Below are 22573 nucleotides of genomic sequence, written 5' to 3' on the forward strand. Positions count from 1 at the left end.
GTCGTCCCCCTTGAGGACTGGCACCGTTGCAATTACCCCTTGCCAATTAATTGAGCAACCCGGAGGGCGGAGGTGACCGCTCCCTCATGCAGCCCATCGCTCAAGTAAGCTCCCGCATGGTATGTATGGTTTTCTCCATTGGTACTCACCACTTCATCTCGGTATTTAAACGCCTCGACGGTGAAGAGCGGTGTATGGTGCTGCTGAATATGCAAGATCCTGTCCGGGGAAATCAAGCTCTCCAGATTAAAGGCCAGACTATAGTTCTCAGGGGGGGAATTCCCGGAGGCAGTGATGCCACACAGCTGGTTGAGAGCAGCATTGTAGCCCCAGCCCTTTGCTGTCTGAAAGAAATCAAACTCTGACATTTGCTGGATGCCGTAACGGTTGTACATCGCTGTATCTGTATGTAACACCGTTTGCACCCGATTAGCTCGCCAGGCTGAAAACCGCCGGGTTTCGGCATCGGTGGCATCAGCTAATAAGTGCATCACCTGATCCGGTGGGGTGGCAAAAACCACTTTATCGAAGGTTGCGATGCTCGGAGAGCGGTCTTTGACCATCGCCCCCTCTGCTAGACGGATCTTGACCCCATCGCTGGTTCTGTTAATGGCTGCAACCGCAGTGTTGAGCCAGAGTTCACCCCGAAAACGTGCCAGAATTTTTTCCACATAGGAATACACCCCGCCTTTAATTCTCACCCACTTGACAAAGATGTACTCTCGTAGGGCCGGCATCGCCAGTTCTGCTGGGAAATTGCCAATCAGTTCAAAGGGCATCGAGTAACTGTACATGGTCAGCAATTTCAGCCAACAATTGCGCAGGCCGGGTTGTTTTAAATGCTCCTCCATAGCCTGATCATAAAAATCCTGCATTTTGGTAAATCGCATTTTCATCCAGAAGCCAGCGGAACGGGCATAGAGTGTATCCAGTCGCAGATATTCAATCAACCGCTGGAGGCCGCTAAAGTTTTTTTGGATCATCTTGCCTGAAAGCAAGTGACGACCATCCTGAAGAAATAGAGCAGAACCAATATCAACGGGTTCTAATTCCACCCCTAGTTCTTGCATCAGATGCAGAAAGTTGTAAAAAACAACGGGAAATTCGAGCACACCATTTTCTAAAATCTGCTCACAATTGCTGTGATTGGGCTGCACATTTTTGTTGAGGGTGCGAATATGTCCACCCAAAACAGGCTGCTGCTCGATCACAGTCACATGATGCCCCTGTTGATCCAGCCAGTAGGCTGTCACGAGACCACTGGCTCCACCCCCAATAATTGCGATTTTCATAGCTGACTCGCCGACAGGATTTGGTCTTAGCCTAGAAGTGGATCTCCTGACAATCGTTGATATAAAAGTGCCCCCGTCCAAAATGTAGCGGCGAATCCGGGATAGCCGGAGGAAGCATTACAAAAATAGAAATGCTTCAGGGAAGTCTGGTGATTGAGCCGACCCAGTCCCATATTCCGGGGAGTGAGACTAGAACCATAGGAATTGCCCTGGGGACACCAGCAAAATCGCTCGTTGGTGGTGGGGCTACCCGTGATTTTAAACACGAGATGTTTTCTGAAATCAGGAACGTAGTGTTTTTCCACCACATCCAGGATAGAGTCTAGAATTTCTGATTTTTTCTGCCGATAGGCCTTGGCATCCGTTGCTTGTAATTGCTTGAAGTACTCGTAGTTAGCAACGGTCAAAAATTCGACAATTTGACAGTCTGGGGGACAGTCCCGCTGGTGATTGGTTAAGAGAGTTGGGGTGGTAATCGCAAAACTGGGATTGGAAAAGTCATGGTGATCATACATCTGCTCAAAGGCTTGATTTAAATCTGGATTCCCAGTATGAAAAGTATTCCATTTGCCAAATCCATAATTACGCAGATCCAGATCCTGCACCACACAGTAGGCCATGAAGTTGGAAGGGGAGTATGGATAATTGAGTTTCTGGCGAACTGAGCGGGAGAATTTTTCCAGGCCAATCATCTCGGCTGCTTTCTTGGGATCGAGGTTGCAGATGATGGTTTCAGCGGTAAATTCATAGGTTTCATGGGTTATGCGATCGCGGGCTTTGACACCACACACCTCCCGGTCGGTAACGATGAAATCCGTGACCTCAAGATTCAGTAAAACCTTGCCATGATGCTCTTCAATCACTTTGACTAAGGACTGAATTACATGTTCAAAGTGTTGAGTGGGGTAGAATGCCCCTTCTTGATAGCCCGTAAATAGGATCACCCAGGCGTAGAACGAGAGTTGATTCGGTGGCAATAAAAAATCTGGCCACTGCAACGCCAACAGAGTTTGTGCCGCCTGCGGCAGGTTGAAACGATCGAAGACATCTTGCAGGGTGCTGTGGAGGTAGCCGATCGCACTGAAGACTGCTCCCAAATGTTTGAGGACTTGTGTTGGATTCACGGGGGGAGACAAGTACTTTAAACCTTGCCGGGTTTTTTGCACTTCCTCAACAAATTGACGCAGGCGATCGCCATCTTGGGGGAAAAGTGTAGACAGTCGCCGGATCAGTTCCGTTGGGTTGGAGGGAATGTCCAGGGAGTAACCCGGCATCCGCATGTGGTCAAATCCATCGGGGTGATAGCGCTCGAAGGTCACCCCTTGCTCCAGACCGAGTTTCTTCAGCACCCGATGAACCGTATGTCCCTCACCACAATCCCAAACGTAATGTAGTTGTGCATTAAACCGATAGTGTTTCGCCATCGTAAACGTGTGGCCAAAACCGCCTGGATACTCATGGGCTTCCAGAACTTGCACAGTTTTGCCAGATTTAGCCATCAACGCCCCAAACACCAGAGCCGACAGGCCACTTCCTACAATCAGATAATCGGGTTTCATCGGACGGTTCCTGCTAATATTTCCCGTCAGTTAACATTTCCCTGGTTTCTCCCATCCGGTTCCGCACCATCGGATCAATCTGTGGTTTCTCAACATCGCCCCGGTCTTGCCAACCCCTCAGGGACAAACGTCTCGTCGGATGAAACTTTCAGCCTGATTATGCCCTGGGTGCATCAGGGCAAAACCAACAGACTGTGGATCAAAGAATAGCTGTTCAAATTTCTCTTGTTAACAAAACCATCCACGGAGCCACAATTGTGTCCTCCCGATCACCTATAGGGTGAACGGAGGGATTGACCGCCAGAATCGCTGGGATAGGGAGTGGGGGATTAGTCCTCTCGTTTTTCAATTGCGATCGTCAAATGCAGTACCATCGCCCCAATCGCCCCCACGGCTGCCAAAACTGGAAAGAGCGCTGCACTGATGACACCCCCGACCACTCCAATGGTCACTGGAATTTCAATCAGGATTCGCCCTTCTTCGTTTTTCAACAAAATACGGCGAATATTCCCTTCGTGGAGGAGTTCCTTGACTTTGTCAACAAGTTCATCCCCCTTGATGGTAAATTCTTCCACATTGACCTTGCCTTCGGTCTGGGTTGCGGTGGGTTCGACGGTTGGTGACGTTGCTTCCCCCGTTCCCTCGGATTTTTCATCAAATGTGTCCATGTTCTAGCCCTCCACGATTGCAGTTTTCAAGGGACTCGAAATCAATACCTTCTCAAACCTGTAGCTCGCTGACCTGAAGGAACCACCTCACCCCTATTCTGTTACAGGTGTCATCGATCTATAGCAAAAACGACATATGTCTCCACAGTAGCAACGATAGCCCCTACCACAAACTATAGCGCTGCACAGCGCTGGCAAGAGGTTATTCAGGCAGGGTTGTAGATGACTGAGCTTTGACATCCTCCCCTCCTAACCGCAAAGCGGTATAGAAGGGGATTCTCCAGAAACGTCCTCAAACAAAGACATCTGCACAATGACAGCAACTCGTTCTCGATTTCCGGTTTGGTTCCCAGGCTCACCGACCAACGTCGGTGATATTTCCTTGCAACCTGTCAGTTCAGGTTTGGGCGTAACTTTCGGGCTGACCACCCGTAGGGAAGCGATTCCAAGCTTTTGAGCCGTGCGTTGAGCAATCACCACCGCAGCATCCACATCTGCATCTTCATGATGACCGCAGTTTTCACAGACAAACTTTTCACCATCCCGGTTGCCGGGGCTGACATAGTGGCATTGCGAGCATTCCTGACTGGTGTGGTGCGCCGGAACATCAATTACCCAGTGACCAAGTTTGTTCGCCTGATGCTCAGTTTTGACGCGCAAATTGTACCAGGAAGCATCAGAAATTGCCTTATTCAGTGCGGACTTAGCCGCTTGTCCATTCTGGATGAACATGCCTGTTTCAGGGTCTTTCCTGGGCTTGCACCGCGCCTTCATCCCTTTGATATTGAGGTCTTCAAATCCAATCACATCGGCACTCGCCGCGATCTTACGTGCAAGCTTCCACTGAAAATCATCGCGCACACGACGAATCTTCTGATGCAAACGTGCAACACACTGATGAGCTTTGAAGCGATTCTTGGAGCCTTTCTTCTTCCGGGACAATCGACGCTGCCGGATTTCAAGATGACGCTGAAACCGCTTACCAATGTTGGGATTTGGGTCAACCGTTCCATCAGCCATTGCTGCAATCTTTTTGATGCCACGGTCAACACCGTTCACCGATTGCAATTCGTCAATCGTTTTCTTTGGCAAGTCGGGAATAGAATCATCTCGCAGCAACAGGCTGGCATACCACCCATTTACTTCACGGGTTACGGTGACGGTGCGGATCTCCCACGATTGTGGGATGTCTCTCGACTTGAAGAATCGCATATCTCCCAACGTGGGGAAAACGATGTGATTCCCGTTCACCTTTACGGTTTTGGGCTTGAACTCAAACGAGTTGAAATCATTACGGCTCTTGGTCTGTGGGAATCCAGACTTGCCTTGAAAGAAGCGATTGAAAGCAGTAGCGAGGTGTCTCAAGGCTTGCTGCAACACATCAGCACTGACCGTTTTATACCAGGGTCTAGCCTGCTTCAGTGCGACCAGCCCAGAGGATTGCATTTCGTAGGCGCTGCGTCGTGGATTAAATGGCTTATCCTGCTTCCCACTCCGCAAGCTCGATTTGTCTTCTTTCCACGGCTCACCGTTAGCGGCAGACCAAACCACCGAGCAAGTCAACGGACACGCTTCAGCCTTGGATCACAGAGAGCAGAAATCCCCTTGAATGAATCCTTGGTTATAACTATCAATTCGGTCTGCAAGGTTGTAGTTGACCATGCCGCGCAGCATTCCCAACCAGGAGAACATTGTTTCTTCCTGTCTGACATTTGGAATGAGCTTAAAGCGGTAAGCGGTCTGCATAGAACCTTTCAATCGTGCTATCAATATGATAGCAGTTAAGAAACGGAAGTGTCACTGTGAAACAGGTTTTAATTCGAGTCTCTGAAAAAGAAGCGGAACAGTTAAAAAAATACTGTGAACTTACAGAGCGAACGCAGAATGATGTCCTGCGTGAGTTAATCAGGAGATTGTCAGTCTCCGGGGCATTGAACCCCATCGACTGACCTCCTATCCCCCATACGACCAAGACCGTCGCCTATGGTCGCAGTACCCCGGAGGTTTAGATGGTGGGACGGCACTCTGCCAGAATCTCTTGCATTTGCACCACCGCCCCAATCACCGCGATCGCTGGAGCTTCGAACTGCTGCTCTTCAACCTGGGCGACAATAGTTCCTAAGGTGCCAATCAGTTCTGTTTGTTCTGGTCGGGTGCCCCAACGTACTAGCGCCACAGGGGTTTCAGCTGCGAGGCCAGCCTCCTGGAGTTGCGCCACAATCACCGCCAGGTTGTGAAGCCCCATGTAGATCACAATGGTTTCCGATCCCTGGGCGATCGCCGCCCAATTGATCTGGGGACGATATTTACCCGCCGATTCATGTCCGGTGACAAAGGTAACGGAGGAACTATAGAGGCGATGGGTGAGGGGAATCCCCGCATAGGCCGGGGCAGCAATGCCAGCCGTGACCCCCGGCACCACTTCTACCGGAATGCCAGCGGCTACCAGCTCGGCCATTTCCTCACCACCACGTCCAAAAACAAAGGGGTCACCTCCCTTAAGCCGGACAACAATTGCAGCGGTGTGGGCAGATTCGATCAGCAGTTGCGTTGTTTGATCCTGGAGTCGGGAATGACGTCCTCGACGCTTGCCGGCATCGATCAATACTGCATGGGGATTCACCATTGCCAGAATCGGGGGACTCACCAAGGCATCGTAGATCACCACATCGGCGGACTCCAGCAGAGTCTTGCCTTTGAGGGTGAGCAATCCAGGGTCACCGGGGCCAGCACCAACCAGATAGACTTTACCGAAACGCTGCATGAAGGATGAAGGGGCGGGAGGGACAGGAAACGTCAGTCTATCCCGTTTCCCCCACGATTGACTACCAACCCAATTCTATCGGGGCGTTCGGCCATGGAGCGTCCAGTGGGAGGCTTTAGATCGAGCAGGAATCAGGAAATAGGAGTCAGAAGTCAGAAGTCTGGATTCTCGATTGACGACTGCAATACAACCCCAACAGGATTAACAAACTGATGCCTACCAGGTACTTGATCGGTTCTGGAATCAGGGGACTCGGGGGAAAAGAAACCCTCAATGATCCCCGCCACGACTAGCAAGGGAATGATCCCGTAAACAAGCTGGGCCGCCTGCTGACCATAGTAGCGCAGGGCATCAGCGCGACGATAGATCCCTGGAAACAGCAACGCTCTGGCTATTAACAGTCCGGCTCCCCCTGCCAGAAAGATGGCGGGGAGTTCCAACGCCCCATGGGGCAGGACAAACGCCCAGAAGGGATAGGCTAGATGATTCTGAGCTACCAGGGTGGCGATCGCTCCAATCAATAAACCATTGATGGCTAGAATCAGGACGGTAAAAATCCCAGCGGAGATGCCCCCGGCAATGACGCGAAAGGCAACGCTGAGGTTGTTGATCATAATGTTGCTAGAAGCCAGCGGCTCCACCCCCACAATCGAGCCTGTCCAGAGTTCCCCCTTGTCCTCAACTTGGCTAATCAGATCCGCTGGCACAACCAGGGCTAGAAAGGTAGGATCTTGCCAGCTATGCCACCAAGATACGAGGGCGGCCAAGGCAAAAATGGTCGTTGCCAGCGCGGTGTAGGCAAAGGTCTGTTGAACCATCGCCGGGAGTCCCCAACAATAAAACGCTTGCACCGCTTGCCACTCTTGCCGCCGAGAGCCCTGGTAAATTTGACTGTAGGCACGACTGGTGAGGTTTTGCAAATCGCGGATTAGCACCTCTCCCAGGGCTTGGGTGCGGGCGCGAGCCAAATCAGCTGAAACCGAGCGATACAGGCTCGCAAGCTGGCGAATTTGTCCAGCTTTTAGAGACGGGAGCTTGCGGGTCTCCGCTTGCTTCAGCAGTTTATCCAATTGCTGCCAATCCGATTCCCGGCGTCCGATCCATCGTTGCAGATTCATGATCCTCTAGCTTTTACAGAAGCTGAGACCTAGCCTAACCTAAGAGAGCATCTAAACTTTGTGACCCCCCTCTGCGACTCCTGTGCCTATGTCACTGCGTCCTAGCTCCTATAGTCCGTTCCAGCCTTTAAGTGTCGGTAATGTGGTAACGGTGGGTCTACGCCTCTACCGTTCTCACCTGAAACAATACTTTTTGCTCTCCTTGCGGGCTTCCCTGTGGTTTCTGGTGCCGATTTACGGTTGGGCCAAGTTTTTTGCCCTCTCGGCACTGATTGCCCGGTTAGGGTTCCAGGAATTAATTAACCAACCCGAAACTGTCAGTACAGCTAGGACGTATATCAATCGACGCATGTGGGATTTTCTCGCCTGTGCTGTCTTGGTGGCGATCGCCCTGGGGGTGGTGGTGGGCATTTTTGTGGTGGCTGTCTTGGTGTTGGTGCTAATGGGAGCCGCGATCACGGCGGCGGTAGGCCCTAACTTGGCGTTGATTGTCAGCTTTGTCCTCTTGGGGTTCGTCGCCGCTATGGTGTTGATTCTAGGCTTGATGTGGATTGGATCGCGGGTGATGTTGGCGGAAATTCCCCTGGCCATTGAGGCCGAAACGGATGCTGTCAAAACCATTCGTCGTAGTTGGGAATTAACCCAGAGTTCGGTCTGGCGGGTTATGGGGATTATTGGGGTGGCAGCGCTGATTACCCTCCCCTTACAGATGATCGTACAGATAATTGCCACCCTGGTGCAGTACGGCCCCGCCGTCATCGCCAGAGGAGAATCAGGCATGGTTGTAGTGTTATCGTTTCTAGCCTCTTATATCATCGGGGTGTTGGGCAGTGCCCTAGTTCTTCCCTTTTGGCAATCGTTGAAAGCGGCCCTCTACTATGACCTGCGGTGTCGCCGGGAGGGGTTAGGTCTGGAGCTTCCCCCTCCCCCCGAGAGTTCGCCTCGACCCCAGGAATAATCCGCCACAGTTGCTGCCCCAATCAATGATTGACATCGAGATCAATATCTATGCATCTTCTCAACCACATTACCCTGCAAACCCCTGAAAGTGTTGAACTAGAGCTGGTACTGGCTGGCATTGGCAATCGCGCCTTAGCCCTGGGACTGGACTACACCATCCTGGCGATCGCCTTGACGGTGTTTCTGTTGCTGTGGGGGTTTTTAGTCAGCCAATTTGTTGATCTCCTGTCCAGCCAAAATCTTGACAGTGGTGAGCTAGGACTCTGGGCACTGGCGATCGCCCTGCTGATCTTGTTCACAGTCTATGTTGGCTATTTTGTAATCTTTGAAACCCTGTGGCAAGGGCAAACCCCAGGAAAACGAGTTGCTCGGTTGCGTGTGATTCGCGATGATGGCCGACCGATGCGATTACCCCAGGCAACCCTACGGGCACTGCTTCGTCCCATGGACGACTTACTCTTCTTGGGAGCCTTCTTGATCATCTTCGGCCATCGGGAAAAACGCCTCGGCGATTGGGTCGCGGGCACCCTGGTCATCCAAGAAGCAGCACCCCTCAACCCCAAAGACTTCGTTTTGACCGCTGCCGCTCCGCCCCTGGCCCGTCAACTCCAAGAAATTGCCCAAGTCAACCAGCTCCAACCCGAGGACTTTGCCCAGGTAAGGAATTATTTGCAACGTCGCCAAAGTCTGGCGAAAAAACCGCGAGAACAGATTAGCCTCCAACTTGCCAGACACATCAAGACTCTGATTGCCCTAGAACAGGTGCCCCCCGGTGTGACCGCCGATCTGTTTCTGGAAGCAATCTATCTGGCCTACCAGCAATCCACGCCGCGATGAAGGCTCCATCGGTAAAAAATGAGGCAGAAAATTGTAAGGCTTTCTGACCCGATCCAAAAATAAGTTCATGATTTTAATAGATTTAACTTATTCTATAAATAAGTAACCCTAATCTTGAACTACCATGCCCTTGGTAATCTTGGTCGCCGATGATGATCTGGGAATTCGTTTGTGTATTAGTGATTTTCTAGAAGCATCTGGTTTTACTGCGATCCTGGCCCAGAATGGACAGGAAGCACTGGCACTGGTGACCAAATTTCAGCCCCATCTGATTATTACGGACATCACCATGCCGTTAATGGATGGCTATGAGTTGGTGCGACATGTCCGCCAAGATCCAGCATTTCGGCTCCTACCCGTAATTTTTCTGACAGAGCGTAACAACACTCTGGATCGGGTTCGAGGGTATCAGGTCGGGTGTGATGTCTATCTCCCCAAACCCTTTGAACTGCAAGAATTAGGAGCGGTGGTTCGCAATCTGTTGGATCGATCCCAGATGATTCAAACGGCATGGCAATACACCTACAAAGATGCGGTGCCCCCATCCCCTGCTTCTCTGGCTCCCAAAGATCTACCACCCTTCACCACCAATGTGGGTAGCTATTGGGGAGAGCAACTCCCCTCAGCCTCCGCCGAACGGTTGTCAGACCCTCATGGGGTGGTGCAATCCCTCACGACGACCTTGCCCTTTGCCCTGCATTTTACGGATCGGGAACAGGAGGTGTTGGCCCTGATTGTCGATGGGCTATCGAATGTACAAATTGGCGATCGCCTGCACCTGAGTCCCCGCACCGTTGAGAAACATGTCAGTGGTCTCCTGCGGAAAACGGCCACCAGCAATCGCACTGAGCTGGTTCACTTTGCCATGAAGTATCACCTCGCCAGTTGAAGTGACGATTAACAATAGCCAGAGCACAAGATTTGTGGCGATGGCGTGTTAGGGAGCCTCTTAGAATCGACGTTTGACAGTCTGATCCAGTCCTCATCTGCCTGACTAGCGCTATAAAGAATGGAGCCAGCTACCCGAGGCGTTGCAGCCCCGACTAACTAGCTCCATCCATTAGACTCACCATGCATTCGTCGATCGGACGTTAAACGTTCCCAGGGACGGGCTAATCGTCGTCGTTGTCATCAACGCCATCATCAATGAATTCCTCTTCATCTTCAAGAACGAAGGGAGAGACAACTTCATCTTCCGTGCCCCGAACCCCATAGCCATAGGTGGCACGGTCTTCAAACCCATTTTCCAGACTGTAGGTGCGAGCGGTGCGATCGTCTAACACCACGTCTTTGAGATCGACATCCTCGTCATAAATTGCACTGTCATAGGTGAGATCAATGTCGGGACTACTGGGTTCTTCATAGGCATTGAATCCAGTTCCTGCCGGAATCAGTCGTCCAATAATGACGTTTTCCTTTAGACCTCGCAGCCAATCTGATTTGCCTTCAATCGCAGCTTCCGTCAGCACCCGGGTGGTTTCCTGGAAGCTGGCAGCGGAAATAAAGCTATCGGTATTGAGCGAGGCTTTCGTAATCCCTAAGAGCACTGGTGTGTACTCTGCAGGAGCCCCCCCAGTAATCGACATGGCCTCGTTGACTTGTTCAATCTGGTAGAGTTCCACCAGTTCTCCGGGCAGCATGGTGGTATCCCCCCCATCGTCTAGCCGGGCTTTAGAGGTCATCTGCCGCACCACGACTTCAATATGCTTGTCCGAGATATCAATCCCTTGGGACTGATACACTGACTGCACCTCATTCACTAGAAAGGACTGCACCTTTTGCAAGCTGATCAGGGCTGCATCATGGATACCCAGGGTTTCTCGGTTGAGCTTAAAGAAAACTTCCAGGATTTCGTGAGGATTGGCAGGGCCATCGGTGAGGGGCTCGGCAGCTTCGACCACCTGACCATCACTGACGATCAGGTTCTGTCCAGGGCCGAGGGGATAGTCGGTAATCACCCCATCGGCTTCCAGAATCTTGATCTCGACGGAATCATCATCCTCACCGTACAAAACCTGAGCGGTGCCCGGTCGCTCGGCCAAGACACAGGCTTCCTTGGGCTTACGGGCTTCTAGAAGCTCTTCAATCCGAGGAAGACCCTGGATGATGTCCCCAGTCTTAGCGCGCTCAAATACCAATAGCACCAGATTGTCACCCCGCTGCACCAGATCGCCATCATTGATGTGCAGCACCGCACCCGGAGACACCCGGTAGGGACGAGCCAAGCGCAATGTGATCAGAGAACCCTCAACGTGGAGGACCTGTCCCGATTCTGCGGTATGAATGCCCGGGGGCAATCTCGCTATTGGCGACCAGTAAATCGCCAACCTTCACCTTGGGTGTCTGATCTTGGGTGTCGATCTGCATCTTATCGGCATCTCGCACCACCAGAATCCGGCGAATCGCCTCAGCTCCTTCCCGAATCCCCTGAACTTCTCCCGGCTCTTTACACTGAATTTCGGTGCGGGCGACAACGGCTCCTGGCTTGATCTCATGGCCGTCTTCAACGAGAAGGCGGGTATGGGTACTGCCCTGGGTGGGATCAGCGGCAATATCTCGTCGCACGACCAAGGACTCCAGAATGACCAGTTGCAGGCGCATCACCTCTGGCTCGGTTTCGTCAGGAACGAGTTCGATGTCAGCCGCCAATTGGGGCGCATCCTTGCCAATCTCCAATACCAGTTGGGTACGGAGAAGTTCCAGCCCTTCCACCGACTTGACGCGATCGCCGTCTTTGAAGGGAATCCGCTGCACTGCCCGCAGACTTATGGAACGTCCGACTTCACTGGTGGACTCTTGACTGGGCACCGATGGCTCGTTGGGCACCGGAAACTCAGTCACCGGGCGGAGGAGAATTGCTGATCCTTCGGGGGTTTCTACATACTCGACATACCGCAGATCATTCACAGACAATCCGGACATCACTTCCTGGCCAGGGCTGGCAATACTTTCGTGCTTCACCAGCAGTTGGTCGGGACTATCCACCATGTGCAGATCCCCTGGCTTAATGACAATTTCACGGAGAATGTCATTTTTCTGAGTGACTTCGATTACCCCACTGTTCTGACAGAAGATATCCTTGACAATTTCGGTTCCTGCTTCAATAAACTGACCGTCTTCCACCAGCAACAGGGAAATATCCTTGTTGATCTCATGGGCTTCTTCAGGAATCCAGAGCAGGGTTCCGCCCTGAACCACTTCATAGCCCTGCTTTGCCTTGCCTTTTTTGGCAACTTCTACCCCAGAGTACTTAAGAATGCCCCCAGTTTGGGTGTGATAGCGGTTATCAATCAGTTCCGCCACCACCTGACCGTTTTGTACTTTGGTGCCGGGGGTTGCCTTCAGGGAGAACGATTGATTGGCATTGGTTTCAATCAAGTAGTGATCGCGTCCTTGCTGACTCTCAACACGGACTCGGGCGGTGTCGAGTAAGACGGATGCGGTAATGATTTCCACCTCTCGCCCCCCTTTGCCATCTTTCTCTTGGGGCAGCCGCACGACCCCACCATTTTCAGTGACCAGTTTGGTTTCAGCCACGACGCCACCCGCCACAATGCGATCGCCGTTTTTGACAATCGGTTCGGCTCCCGGTGGTAAGTTATAGACCTCGCCGGCGAGGACCCAAATCAAACCACCCCGTTGGGCGTTGCGGGTGGTATTCCCTTGGCGATCGCGTTTTTCTTCGGGAACAATGTCGGCAAACCGCACCTCACCTGCGAGGTCGGAGGCCACATCTTTCTGGGCTTTTTCAGTGGTTTTACGGGTTCGTCCCGTAATCGGCACTTCGGCCAGGATGTGGTCTTTCTTCACCGCTTGCCCATTCCGCGTCACCAACAGGGTTGAACCCTGGGGAATGGGGATGGTTTCTTTGGTCGATCCAGACTCCAGAACAATCTCTGTGTTGGCTTCGATCACGAGAGCATCTTCCCCGTGGCGGGTACGAAAAGGTCGGGCGCGCAAGTTCTTGGGATAGCGGACAATGCCATCAAAGTTCGCCTTGGTTTGGCGAGCCATTTCACCCGTAAACACCCCGCCGGTATGGAAGGTACGCATGGTCAGCTGGGTACCCGGTTCCCCAATGGACTGGGCAGCAATAATGCCCACCGCTTCGCCAATGTCAACTAAGTGGGCATGGGCCAAACTCCAGCCGTAGCAATGCTGGCAGACCGACCGGGTGGCTTCACAGGTCAGGGGCGATCGCAAGAGCACCTCTTCAACCGCGGCTTTGCCAATTGCTTTGGCGAGTTCATCCGACAGTGGCTGGTTACGGCTGGCAATAACCTCACCGGTTTGGGGATGCACAGCATCGGCTGCGAGCACCCGTCCTAACAATCGATCCTTCAACGGAATCAGGACGCGATCTCCATCCGTCATACTCCGCAGGGGTACCCCTCGTTGAGTGCCACAGTCAATCTCACGAATAATCACATCCTGAGAGACATCCACCAGACGCCGGGTGAGATAGCCAGAGTCAGCGGTTCTCAAGGCCGTATCCACCAGACCCTTCCGGGCCCCGTAAGACGAAATAATATACTCCGTAACCGTCAACCCCTCTCGGAAATTGGTCTTGATCGGCAGGTCAATGATCTCCCCCTGGGGATTTGCCATCAGACCGCGCATCCCCACCAGTTGCCGCACTTGGGAAATATTTCCCCGGGCTCCTGAGAACGCCATCATGTAGACCGAATTCAGCGGGTCATTGGATTTGAAGTTACGAACCACTTCATCTTTGAGTTCTTCGTTGGTGCTATTCCAGGTATCAATGACCTTTTGGAACCGCTCGACCTCCGTAATCTCCCCACGGGTATAACGAATTTCTGTCTCCCGGATCGTCTCCTCCGCCGCTTCTAACAATCGGCGCTTACTGGGCGGTACCTGGAGGTCATCAACACTAATGGAAACCCCGGCCTTGGTGGCAAATCGAAAGCCTAAATCCTTGAGTTCATCTGCCACTTGCGCCGTCCGCGCAGTTCCATAGTGGATAAATGACCATGAAATCAGATTTCGCAGTTGCCCCTTGTTAATCACCCGGTTGCGAAAAATTTGCTTCTTTGGTTCTTGCGCTGCCATGACGTTTCCCGCCTTTACCGTCTGAATGATTAAGTCTGAACTGTGTGTTCTATCTGCCCAACAGAATCTAGTCTGCTAGAACCTCGTGAACCGTCTTGTTGTAGATAATGCGTCCGGGAGTGGTACGAATATATTGGGAAATCAGATTTCCCTCGGCATCTTCCCGAACGCGCCGGAGGGGCACTTGGCTTTTCTCTGCATGGAAGATCTTCGTCACCGTCCCATCCACCCCCTGCTCAATTTTGGGAGCCCCCTCGGGTTCCTCTGTCTCGACTAGGCCGTCAAATTTCACCCAAACATAGGTATGAAGCGCCACTTGGTGCTGCTCATAGGCAATCACCGCATCTTCAAGATCGCCAAAGTAGCGTATGGCTGCATCAGGTTGAACGGGGTTGTCCGCCGTTAAGTAGTAACACCCCAAAACCATGTCCTGACTGGGAGTCACCACTGGACGACCCGTTGCCGGCAGTAGGATATTGTTAGAAGCCAACATCAACAGTCGTGCCTCTGCCTGGGCTTCTAAAGACAGCGGCACATGCACAGCCATTTGATCCCCATCAAAGTCAGCGTTGAACGCTGGACAAACCAAGGGATGGAGTTGAATGGCTCGCCCTTCCACCAAAATGGGTTCAAAGGCTTGAATCCCTAGTCGATGCAGCGTCGGTGCTCGGTTGAGCATGACCGGGTGTCCCTCGATCACTTCCTCTAAAACGTCCCAAACGCTGGCATCCCCGCGCTGAATTAGTTTTTTAGCGGCCTTAATGTTATTGACCAAGCCCTGACGAATCAGCCGATGAATCACAAAGGGTTGAAATAGCTCAATGGCCATTTCTCGAGGCAGGCCGCACTGGTGCATTTTGAGCTTGGGGCCAACCACAATCACAGAGCGTCCCGAATAGTCTACCCGCTTACCCAAAAGATTCTGGCGGAATCGTCCCTGCTTGCCTTCAATGATATCTGACAGGGATTTCAGCGGTCGGTTATTGGCTCCAACGACGGTCCGACCTCTGCGGCCATTATCGATTAGCGCGTCCACAGCCTCCTGAAGCATTCGCTTCTCGTTGCGGACAATAATTTCTGGAGCCAGAATTTCCTGGAGGCGTGCCAGACGGTTATTGCGGTTAATGACTCGCCGATACAGATCATTCAGATCAGAGGTCGCAAACCGCCCACCATCCAACTGCACCATGGGTCGCAGATCCGGCGGAATCACCGGGATGTAGGTGAGTACCATCCATTCCGGTTTGGCACCCGTGGCTACAAAGTTGTCGATCACTCGCAGGCGCTTAATCAGCTTGGCGCGTTTCTGACCTTTAGCGACGGCAATTTCTTCTCGGAGCTGCTCTGCTTCGGCTTCTAGTTGAATATCTTGGAGTAGTTGCTGCAAAGCTTCGGCACCAATCCCAACTTCCACGCCCACCAGTTGGGACTCTTCACTGTAAAGTTGATCCTCAATCTCAATCCACTGATCTTCGGTCAGCAATTGCTTGTAGGTGAGATTGTCTGCATTCCCAGCATTGAGAACCACATAGGCATTGAAATAGACAATCTGCTCCACATCCCGGAGAGGCATGTCCAACAAAATCGAGATGTAGCTGGGAATCCCCTTCAGGTACCAGACATGAGCCACTGGAGCAGCCAGTTTAATATAGCCCATGCGATGGCGGCGTACCCGTGATTCTGTGACCTCGACGCCACACCGTTCACAAACAATCCCGCGATGGCGCACCCGCTTATACTTACCACAGTGACACTCCCAATCCTTTGCGGGGCCAAAAATCCGCTCACAAAATAACCCGTCCATTTCTGGCTTCAGGGTTCGGTAATTGATTGTTTCTGGCTTGGTGACTTCTCCCACCAATTGACCATTAGGGAGAGTGCGCTCTCCCCACTGGCGGATGCGGTCTGGAGAGGCCAGACTAATCTTGACATAGTCAAACCGCTGTTCTTGCTTGGGCATCACGTGCAGCTTCCCCTTGATGAATCATGACTTGAAGGCTGAGAACTGAGAGATCGCGCGCTCAGTTCTAATATCCTGTTGGCTCCGTCCACGGCGAATTTGTCCCAGACGCATTCCGGCTCAATCAAGCATCTTCCTCTTCCAGTTCTTCCCTGGAGATTGATTCGTAGGTAGGACGGGAGGGTGCCCGACGACTATTGACATCCGCCATCAAATCTACCTCTAAATCACGACTGGAGCCGTCTTCCTTGGTTTCCAGCTTATGAACCGCTACATCCAGGCACAAAGATTGCAGTTCTCGCATCAATACCTTGAAAGACTCAGGGGTGCCGGGGCGAGGAATCGCCTTGCCTTTGACAATGGCATTCAGCGCTTCATTACGCCCTTGCATATCATCTGACTTGACGGTCAGCAGTTCCTGAAGGGTATAGGCAGCGCCATAGGCTTCTAGCGCCCAGACTTCCATTTCACCAAAGCGCTGCCCCCCTTGCTGCGCCTTACCACCTAGGGGTTGCTGGGTAACCAAGGAGTAGGGACCGGTGGAACGAGCATGGATCTTGTCATCGACCAAGTGAACCAGTTTCAGCATATAGGCTTTGCCCACCGTCACCGGACGATCAAAGGGTTCCCCCGTCCGGCCATCAAATACCTGAATTTTGCCCGGATTATTGGGATCAAACATCCAGTCCTTGCCCGTTTCTTCTCGGGCAGTCAACAGTTTGCCGTGAACGGTGCTGCGAGAAGCCTCAACACCATGCATTTCATCAAAAGGTGTCAGCTTAAAGCGCACTTCCAGGTTTTCTGCGGCCCAACCCAACAGACACTCGTAGACCTGGCCCACATTCATACGGGAAGGAACCCCCAAGGGATTCAAGACAATATCAACGGGTCTGCCATCCTCAAGGTAGGGCATATCCTCAATCGGGAGGATCCGAGAGATAATCCCTTTATTTCCATGGCGGCCTGCCATTTTATCGCCCACCTGAATTTTCCGCTTCTGGGCTACGTAGACCCGAACCACCATATTGGCTCCAGGGGGGAGTTCATCTCCCTGTTCCCGGGTAAACAAGCGGACATCGACGACCCGCCCCCGCTCCCCATTGGGAACTCTCAGGGAGTTGTCGCGGACATCTCGGGCTTTTTCGCCAAAAATGGCTCGTAAGAGCTTTTCTTCCGGGGGTTGATCGGATTCGCCCTTGGGGGTGACTTTGCCAACAAGAATATCCCCTGCTTCTACCCAGGCTCCCTTGCGGATGATGCCGTTTTCATCCAGTTGCCGCAGGGAGTCTTCCCCCACATTGGGAATTTCTCGGGTAATTTCTTCAGGCCCCAGCTTGGTCTGCCGGGCTTCAATTTCATATTTCTCGACGTGGATGGAGGTATAGGTATCGTGTTGAACCAGTTTCTCGCTAATCAGAATTGCGTCTTCGTAGTTGTATCCCTCCCAAGGCATGTAGGCTACTAAGATGTTCTGCCCCAAAGCCAGTTCCCCTCCCTCTGTAGCGGAGCCGTCGGCTAGCACCTGACCCGCAAGGACGCGATCGCCCACAAAGACTAAGGGACGTTGATTCAGGCAGGTATCCTGGTTGGAACGCTGGTACTTCTGGAGCTGGTATTCAATTTCCCGACCCTGGGGTTCCCGGACGCGAATGGCGTTGGCATCTACGAAGACAACTTCACCATCGGTGCGGCTGACAATAACCATCCCAGAGTCACGAGCTGCTTGCGCTTCTAGGCCGGTGCCCACTAAGGGGCGTTCTGGACGGAGCAGGGGCACTGCCTGCCGTTGCATGTTCGAACCCATGAGCGCCCGGTTGGCATCGTCGTGCTCCAAGAAGGGAATCAGCGAGGTTGCCACTGAAATAATTTGCACTGGCGACACCGCAACATAATCCACTTCCGTGGGAGTGGTGGTGGTGAAGTCCTGCCGATAGCGCACGGGCACGGTATCGCCCAGAATGTAGCCATTTTTATCCATCGGGATGTCCCCAGGGGCAACCCGCAGATCATCTTCCTCATCGGCGGTCATGTAGACCGGGGAGAGATCCCGGCGTACCCGTCCATTCTCAACCGGGTAGAAGGGGGTCTCAATAAACCCGTAGGCATTGACACGGGCATGGGTTGCCAAGGAACCAATTAAACCTGCATTGGGGCCTTCTGGGGTTTCAATGGGACAAATGCGTCCATAGTGAGAGGGATGGATATCTCGAACCGCAAAGCCAGCACGCTCACGGGTCAGGCCTCCGGGACCGAGGGCACTCAAGCGGCGTTTGTGGGTGAGTTCGGCCAGGGGATTGGTTTGATCCATAAACTGAGACAGTTGACTGGAACCAAAAAATTCCTTAATCGCAGCAACAAGGGGCTTGGGGTTAACCAAGGAGGCAGGGGTTAAGGAATCCGCATCGGAGACAGTCATCCGCTCTCGGATAATCCGCTCTAGACGATTGAGCCCCACTCGTACCTGGTTCTGCAACAACTCACCTACGGAACGAACCCGTCGGTTGCCTAAATGGTCAATGTCATCGATGCTGCCAATGTCGAATTCTAAGTTGATCAAATAATCGATCGCCGCCAGAATGTCCTGAGACTGCAAAACCCGCATGGTTTCTGGAACATTCAAGCGCAGCTTCTTATTCATCTTGTAGCGACCCACCTTGCCCAAGTCATATCGCTTGGGATCAAAGAAGCGAGAATCTAAGAGTTGCTGCCCGCCAGAAACCGTGGGGGGCTCCCCCGGTCGCAGTTTACGGTATAGCTCCATCAGCGCATCTTCTTCGCTGAATTGACCTTCTTTCTCAATGGTTTTCTGGAAATATTCTGGGTGACGCAGCCCGTCAAAGATCTCATTGTCAGTCAACCCTAGAGCCTTGAGCAAGACCTGAGCTGACAACTTCCGGGTCTTATCAATTCGCACCCAAACTAAATCGTTCTTATCAGTTTCAAATTTTAACCACGCCCCCCGGTTAGGGATTAAATTGGCGTTATAACTCCGTCGCCCATTCTTGTCAATTTCTGACTTATAGTAGACCCCAGGACTACGAACTATCTGGTTGACAATGACTCGCTCAGCACCGTTGATGATAAAGGTACCGCGATCCGTCATCAGGGGCAAATCCCCAATAAAGACTTCTTGTTCTTTAATCTCCCCCGTTTCTTTGTTGATCAGGCGCGTGGGTACGTACATTTGTACCGCATAGGTGCCATCGCGACGCTTGGCTTCATCAACGTCGTACTTGGGACGCTTGAGTTTGAAGTCTTTCCCCAGGAAGTGGAGTTCCAACTTACCTGTATAGTCAGTAATAGGTGAGAAGCTATCGAGTTCTTCAATCAATCCTTCTTCCAAGAACCAGCGAAAGCTTTCTCGTTGAATTTCAATCAGGTCAGGTAAGGTGAAGGCAGGTGCAGTATAGTTCTGAGTCATGCGTCTCCTCGAACTGGTCGCGCTAAGCAAATTTTAGACATTATGATACTTGTGCCAATAAGTCAATAGACGCCAAAAAGAACCCTGAAAAGATTCAGGTTTCAAATGAATGGGAGCTGGCGCTGTTGTTTCAAGATCGCAGGCATTCTTCCTCTAAATTATGACGTAGATAGATCGGAGATGGAGCACCCCACCGATCACGGCACCGGAGCAGGTTGACGAACTTCACTAGCTCCCACTTCTGGTTCAGAGAGCTTGAGACCAAAGAGCTGACAGGCATTCTGGGTTGTCTGTTGGGCAATCACTGTTAACGGAACGCCCCGTAACCGGGACAGCTGCTCAGCAACGTAGCGAACGTAGGCTGGCTCATTCCGAGGCTCTCCCCGCTTGGGAACGGGCGCTAAGAAGGGGCAATCGGTTTCAATCAACAGGCGATCGCTGGGGACGACTTGGGCTGAAGCTTGAATCTGAAGCGCCTTCTTAAACGTCACAGTGCCACTGAAGCTGATATAAAACCCCAAATCTAAAAACCACTGGGTTTCCTCCGGGGTGCCACCCCAGCAGTGCATAACGCCCTGCAGAGAGGGGAGACCATAACGATTGGTAAACTTGTGGAGAAAATCAGCCATGGGAGCAGCCGCATCCCGACAGTGGACAATCACCGGCAAGTCTAGCTGCTGAGCCACCCGCAGTTGAGCCTCAAAGGCTTGGTATTGTTGTTGTTGTGCTTCAGACTTGTAGAAGTCTAAACCCGTTTCACCAATGGCAACAACCCGAGAATCGGACTGGGCGAAATTCAGAATTTCCGTAGCAGTTTCTGGTTGCCACTTCTCAGCATCCAGGGGATGCAAGCCAACGGCAAATGACAACTCTGGGTAAACATTAGCAATTGCCTGAATACCCGGAAACTCCCAAGGTTCGACACAGGAATGTACCAGGTGGACTACCCCTGCTGCCTGCCACCGTGATCGGACAACCGCTAGATCAGATTGAAACACATCAAAGTTGATGTGGACATGAGTGTCAATCAACTGCATAGATGTGGAAGACTGCCGTAGAGGAGAGGGATGAATTCAGGAAACAAACCGGTTGGTTCAGGATGCAATTGACACTGTATGCCGCTTAAGGGCATGGGAGAGCAGAGATTTCTTACGAGCGCCGTTGTTAGGATGCAAGACTCCCCGTTTCACAGCCTTGTCAATCTTGCTGTAGGCAGCCGACAGACTTGTCTGAACTTCCTGCATCAGATCGGGGTTGGGGTTGGCTGCATAGGTTTGAACAGAAGCCAAACACTTCTTCATCAGGGTCTTAACAGCAGACTTGTAAGCTTTATTGTGCAGACGATTACGCTCAGCAATGCTAACGCGCTTAACAGCAGACTTGATATTAGCCACAATCAGTTCCGGAGATGATTGATTGAAAATACACGAGGTCTATTAGTGTAGCACCAATAGCTGCGCTTGTGTGGCCTCTCCATTCAAAAAAATCCGGGTTAAGCTAAGGTTGTGAGTATTGGTGATCCAGAGTCTAGGTCAAGATCCTGAATCTCAACCGATGCTCAACGAGGTAGTTCCTGAGATTGGCATTCCAACTCCATGCTGCGAATCATTACTCAGTGGGCTGAGGCATTAACTGAGCTACGACGGATTTGTAATCGTACCCACGACGACCAGGTTGTGCATAAAGAGGCAACGGTTCGGGAAGTCCTCCAGGCTGTCAAACGTCAAGGAGACCGGGCACTCTTACACTACACAGCTGAATTTGATCGGCAAAGCCTGAAACCTGAAGAGCTACGGGTGACGGGGTCAGAGTTAGATGCTGCTTACCAGCAGGTTTCCAAAGATCTCCTGGATGCCATTCAGTTCGCCTGTCAGCAGATTGAGACCTTTCATCGGCAGCGAGTCCCCCAAAGCTGGGTTCATTTTGGAGAGGATGGCGTGGTTCTAGGGAAGCGCTACACCCCTGTGGATCGGGCAGGACTTTACACACCGGGCGGGTTGGCAGCCTATCCCAGTACGGTGTTGATGAATGCCATTCCCGCGAAGGTGGCTGGAGTTCCCCGAATTGTCATGGTGAACCCCCCCSGGTTCCGAGAAAAATATTAACCCCGCTGTACTGGTGGCAGCTCAAGAAGCAGGGGTGCAGGAGATTTATCGGGTGGGAGGTGCCCAGGCGATCGCCGCCCTCGCCTACGGGACTGAAACCATCCCCAAAGTGGATGTGATTACTGGGCCAGGAAATATTTATGTGATGCTGGCCAAGAAGTTGGTCTATGGCACCGTGGGCATCGATTCCCTAGCTGGGCCATCGGAAGTGTTGATTATTGCTGATGGGACAGCGAATCCCACCCATGTCGCGGCGGATCTCCTCGCTCAGGCGGAACATGATGCCATGGCGGCGGCGATACTCCTGACTACCGATACTGCCCTCGCCCGCCAGGTCGTTGCCGAGGTGGAACGGCAACTGACTAACCACCCTCGGCGCTTACTCACCGAGAAGGCGATCGCCCATTATGGGCTGATTGTGATCGTTGAGTCTCTTGATGCCGCAGCGGAACTGGCCAATGAGTTTGCTCCTGAGCACCTAGAACTGGAGGTTACTGACCCTTGGGAGATCGTGCCTAAGATTCGCCATGCTGGGGCAATTTTTCTGGGGACCTCCACACCGGAGGCGGTAGGAGATTATTTGGCGGGTCCCAATCATACCCTGCCCACATCGGGTGCAGCTCGCTATGCTTCAGCCCTGAGCGTCGAGACTTTCCTGAAATATTCCAGCTTGATTCAATATTCTCCCGCTGCCCTCCAGAAAGTGTCCCATGCCATTCAGGTTTTGGCTCAAGCTGAGGGTCTGCCCTCCCATGCCGATTCAGTGCGGCTGCGAACGGAAGGCAGTTGACAGTTGAATCTGAAATCTCACTAGCCGTT

13 protein-coding genes and 3 pseudogenes are annotated in these 22573 nt (G+C 52.2%); 4 read left to right on the forward strand and 12 right to left on the reverse strand.

The features are described 5' to 3' along the window. Positions 1-32: 32 nt before the first annotated feature. The 7 genes and pseudogenes from DO97_RS06770 to DO97_RS06795 form a co-directional block, all read right to left on the reverse strand. Complete coding sequence (locus DO97_RS06770; protein WP_036531992.1) at positions 33-1292, reverse strand: FAD-dependent oxidoreductase; 1260 nt, start codon at positions 1290-1292, stop codon at positions 33-35. A gap of 26 nt (positions 1293-1318) precedes the next feature. Next, positions 1319-2851 carry a phytoene desaturase family protein gene (locus tag DO97_RS06775; RefSeq protein ID WP_036531993.1) on the reverse strand — a complete coding sequence of 511 codons (1533 nt, stop codon included), beginning with the start codon at positions 2849-2851 and terminating at the stop codon, positions 1319-1321. 329 nt (positions 2852-3180) lie between these two features. Next, complete coding sequence (locus DO97_RS06780; RefSeq protein WP_036531995.1) at positions 3181-3519, reverse strand: DUF4342 domain-containing protein; 339 nt, start codon at positions 3517-3519, stop codon at positions 3181-3183. Between the two features lie 249 nt (positions 3520-3768). Further along, positions 3769-5070 carry an RNA-guided endonuclease InsQ/TnpB family protein gene (locus DO97_RS06785; protein WP_052128472.1) on the reverse strand — a complete coding sequence of 434 codons (1302 nt, stop codon included), beginning with the start codon at positions 5068-5070 and terminating at the stop codon, positions 3769-3771. A gap of 33 nt (positions 5071-5103) precedes the next feature. After that, positions 5104-5265 carry a helix-turn-helix domain-containing protein gene (locus tag DO97_RS30135; RefSeq protein ID WP_081980658.1) on the reverse strand — a complete coding sequence of 54 codons (162 nt, stop codon included), beginning with the start codon at positions 5263-5265 and terminating at the stop codon, positions 5104-5106. 259 nt (positions 5266-5524) lie between these two features. After that, positions 5525-6283, reverse strand: coding sequence for a uroporphyrinogen-III C-methyltransferase (cobA, locus tag DO97_RS06790; RefSeq protein ID WP_036531997.1), 759 nt, complete (start codon positions 6281-6283; stop codon positions 5525-5527). A 145-nt stretch (positions 6284-6428) separates the two neighbouring features. Then, positions 6429-7401: pseudogene (locus DO97_RS06795) on the reverse strand (stage II sporulation protein M). An 88-nt stretch (positions 7402-7489) separates the two neighbouring features. Between DO97_RS06795 and DO97_RS06800 the strand changes: the two are divergent. From DO97_RS06800 to DO97_RS06810, 3 genes are all read left to right on the forward strand, one after another. After that, positions 7490-8359: a hypothetical protein gene (locus tag DO97_RS06800; RefSeq protein ID WP_072016385.1), complete on the forward strand. Its 870-nt coding sequence runs from the start codon at positions 7490-7492 to the stop codon at positions 8357-8359. Positions 8360-8409: 50 nt separating this feature from the next. After that, a complete protein-coding gene (locus tag DO97_RS06805; protein ID WP_036531998.1) occupies positions 8410-9198 on the forward strand; it encodes an RDD family protein in 789 nt (262 codons plus the stop codon). A gap of 124 nt (positions 9199-9322) precedes the next feature. Further along, on the forward strand, positions 9323-10087 hold the full coding sequence (locus DO97_RS06810) for a response regulator transcription factor (protein WP_036532000.1): 765 nt from the start codon (positions 9323-9325) through the stop codon (positions 10085-10087). A 223-nt stretch (positions 10088-10310) separates the two neighbouring features. Here the strand turns inward: DO97_RS06810 and DO97_RS27475 are convergent. From DO97_RS27475 to rpsT, 5 genes and pseudogenes are all read right to left on the reverse strand, one after another. Continuing rightward, positions 10311-14268: pseudogene (locus DO97_RS27475) on the reverse strand (DNA-directed RNA polymerase subunit beta'). Positions 14269-14335: 67 nt separating this feature from the next. After that, positions 14336-16228: a DNA-directed RNA polymerase subunit gamma gene (locus DO97_RS27480; protein ID WP_036532001.1), complete on the reverse strand. Its 1893-nt coding sequence runs from the start codon at positions 16226-16228 to the stop codon at positions 14336-14338. Positions 16229-16352: 124 nt separating this feature from the next. Beyond that, a complete protein-coding gene (rpoB, locus tag DO97_RS06825; RefSeq protein WP_036532003.1) occupies positions 16353-19649 on the reverse strand; it encodes a DNA-directed RNA polymerase subunit beta in 3297 nt (1098 codons plus the stop codon). Positions 19650-19846: 197 nt separating this feature from the next. Beyond that, positions 19847-20686 (reverse strand): TatD family hydrolase, encoded by an 840-nt coding sequence (locus DO97_RS06830; RefSeq protein WP_052128474.1) that lies wholly within the window; start codon positions 20684-20686, stop codon positions 19847-19849. Positions 20687-20743: 57 nt separating this feature from the next. Then, positions 20744-21043 (reverse strand): 30S ribosomal protein S20, encoded by a 300-nt coding sequence (gene rpsT / locus DO97_RS22050; RefSeq protein WP_072016386.1) that lies wholly within the window; start codon positions 21041-21043, stop codon positions 20744-20746. Between the two features lie 201 nt (positions 21044-21244). Here rpsT and hisD point away from each other — a divergent pair. Continuing rightward, positions 21245-22544 (forward strand): annotated as a pseudogene (gene hisD, locus DO97_RS30145) (histidinol dehydrogenase). The last annotated feature ends 29 nt before the right edge of the window (positions 22545-22573 follow it).

It is taken from the genome of Neosynechococcus sphagnicola sy1 (assembly GCF_000775285.1).
GTDB classification, from domain to species: Bacteria; Cyanobacteriota; Cyanobacteriia; order Neosynechococcales; family Neosynechococcaceae; genus Neosynechococcus; species Neosynechococcus sphagnicola.

Bases quoted from the DNA above. Each gene is read 5' to 3' on its own strand.
- DO97_RS06770 (WP_036531992.1), bottom strand. From the start codon at position 1,292: ATGAAAATCGCAATTATTGGGGGTGGAGCCAGTGGTCTCGTGACAGCC.
- DO97_RS06775 (WP_036531993.1), bottom strand. From the start codon at position 2,851: ATGAAACCCGATTATCTGATTGTAGGAAGTGGCCTGTCGGCTCTGGTG.
- DO97_RS06780 (WP_036531995.1), bottom strand. From the start codon at position 3,519: ATGGACACATTTGATGAAAAATCCGAGGGAACGGGGGAAGCAACGTCA.
- DO97_RS30135 (WP_081980658.1), bottom strand. From the start codon at position 5,265: ATGCAGACCGCTTACCGCTTTAAGCTCATTCCAAATGTCAGACAGGAA.
- cobA (WP_036531997.1), bottom strand. From the start codon at position 6,283: ATGCAGCGTTTCGGTAAAGTCTATCTGGTTGGTGCTGGCCCCGGTGAC.
- DO97_RS06800 (WP_072016385.1), top strand. From the start codon at position 7,490: ATGTCACTGCGTCCTAGCTCCTATAGTCCGTTCCAGCCTTTAAGTGTC.
- DO97_RS06805 (WP_036531998.1), top strand. From the start codon at position 8,410: ATGCATCTTCTCAACCACATTACCCTGCAAACCCCTGAAAGTGTTGAA.
- DO97_RS06810 (WP_036532000.1), top strand. From the start codon at position 9,323: ATGCCCTTGGTAATCTTGGTCGCCGATGATGATCTGGGAATTCGTTTG.
- DO97_RS27480 (WP_036532001.1), bottom strand. From the start codon at position 16,228: ATGCCCAAGCAAGAACAGCGGTTTGACTATGTCAAGATTAGTCTGGCC.
- rpoB (WP_036532003.1), bottom strand. From the start codon at position 19,649: ATGACTCAGAACTATACTGCACCTGCCTTCACCTTACCTGACCTGATT.
- DO97_RS06830 (WP_052128474.1), bottom strand. From the start codon at position 20,686: ATGCAGTTGATTGACACTCATGTCCACATCAACTTTGATGTGTTTCAA.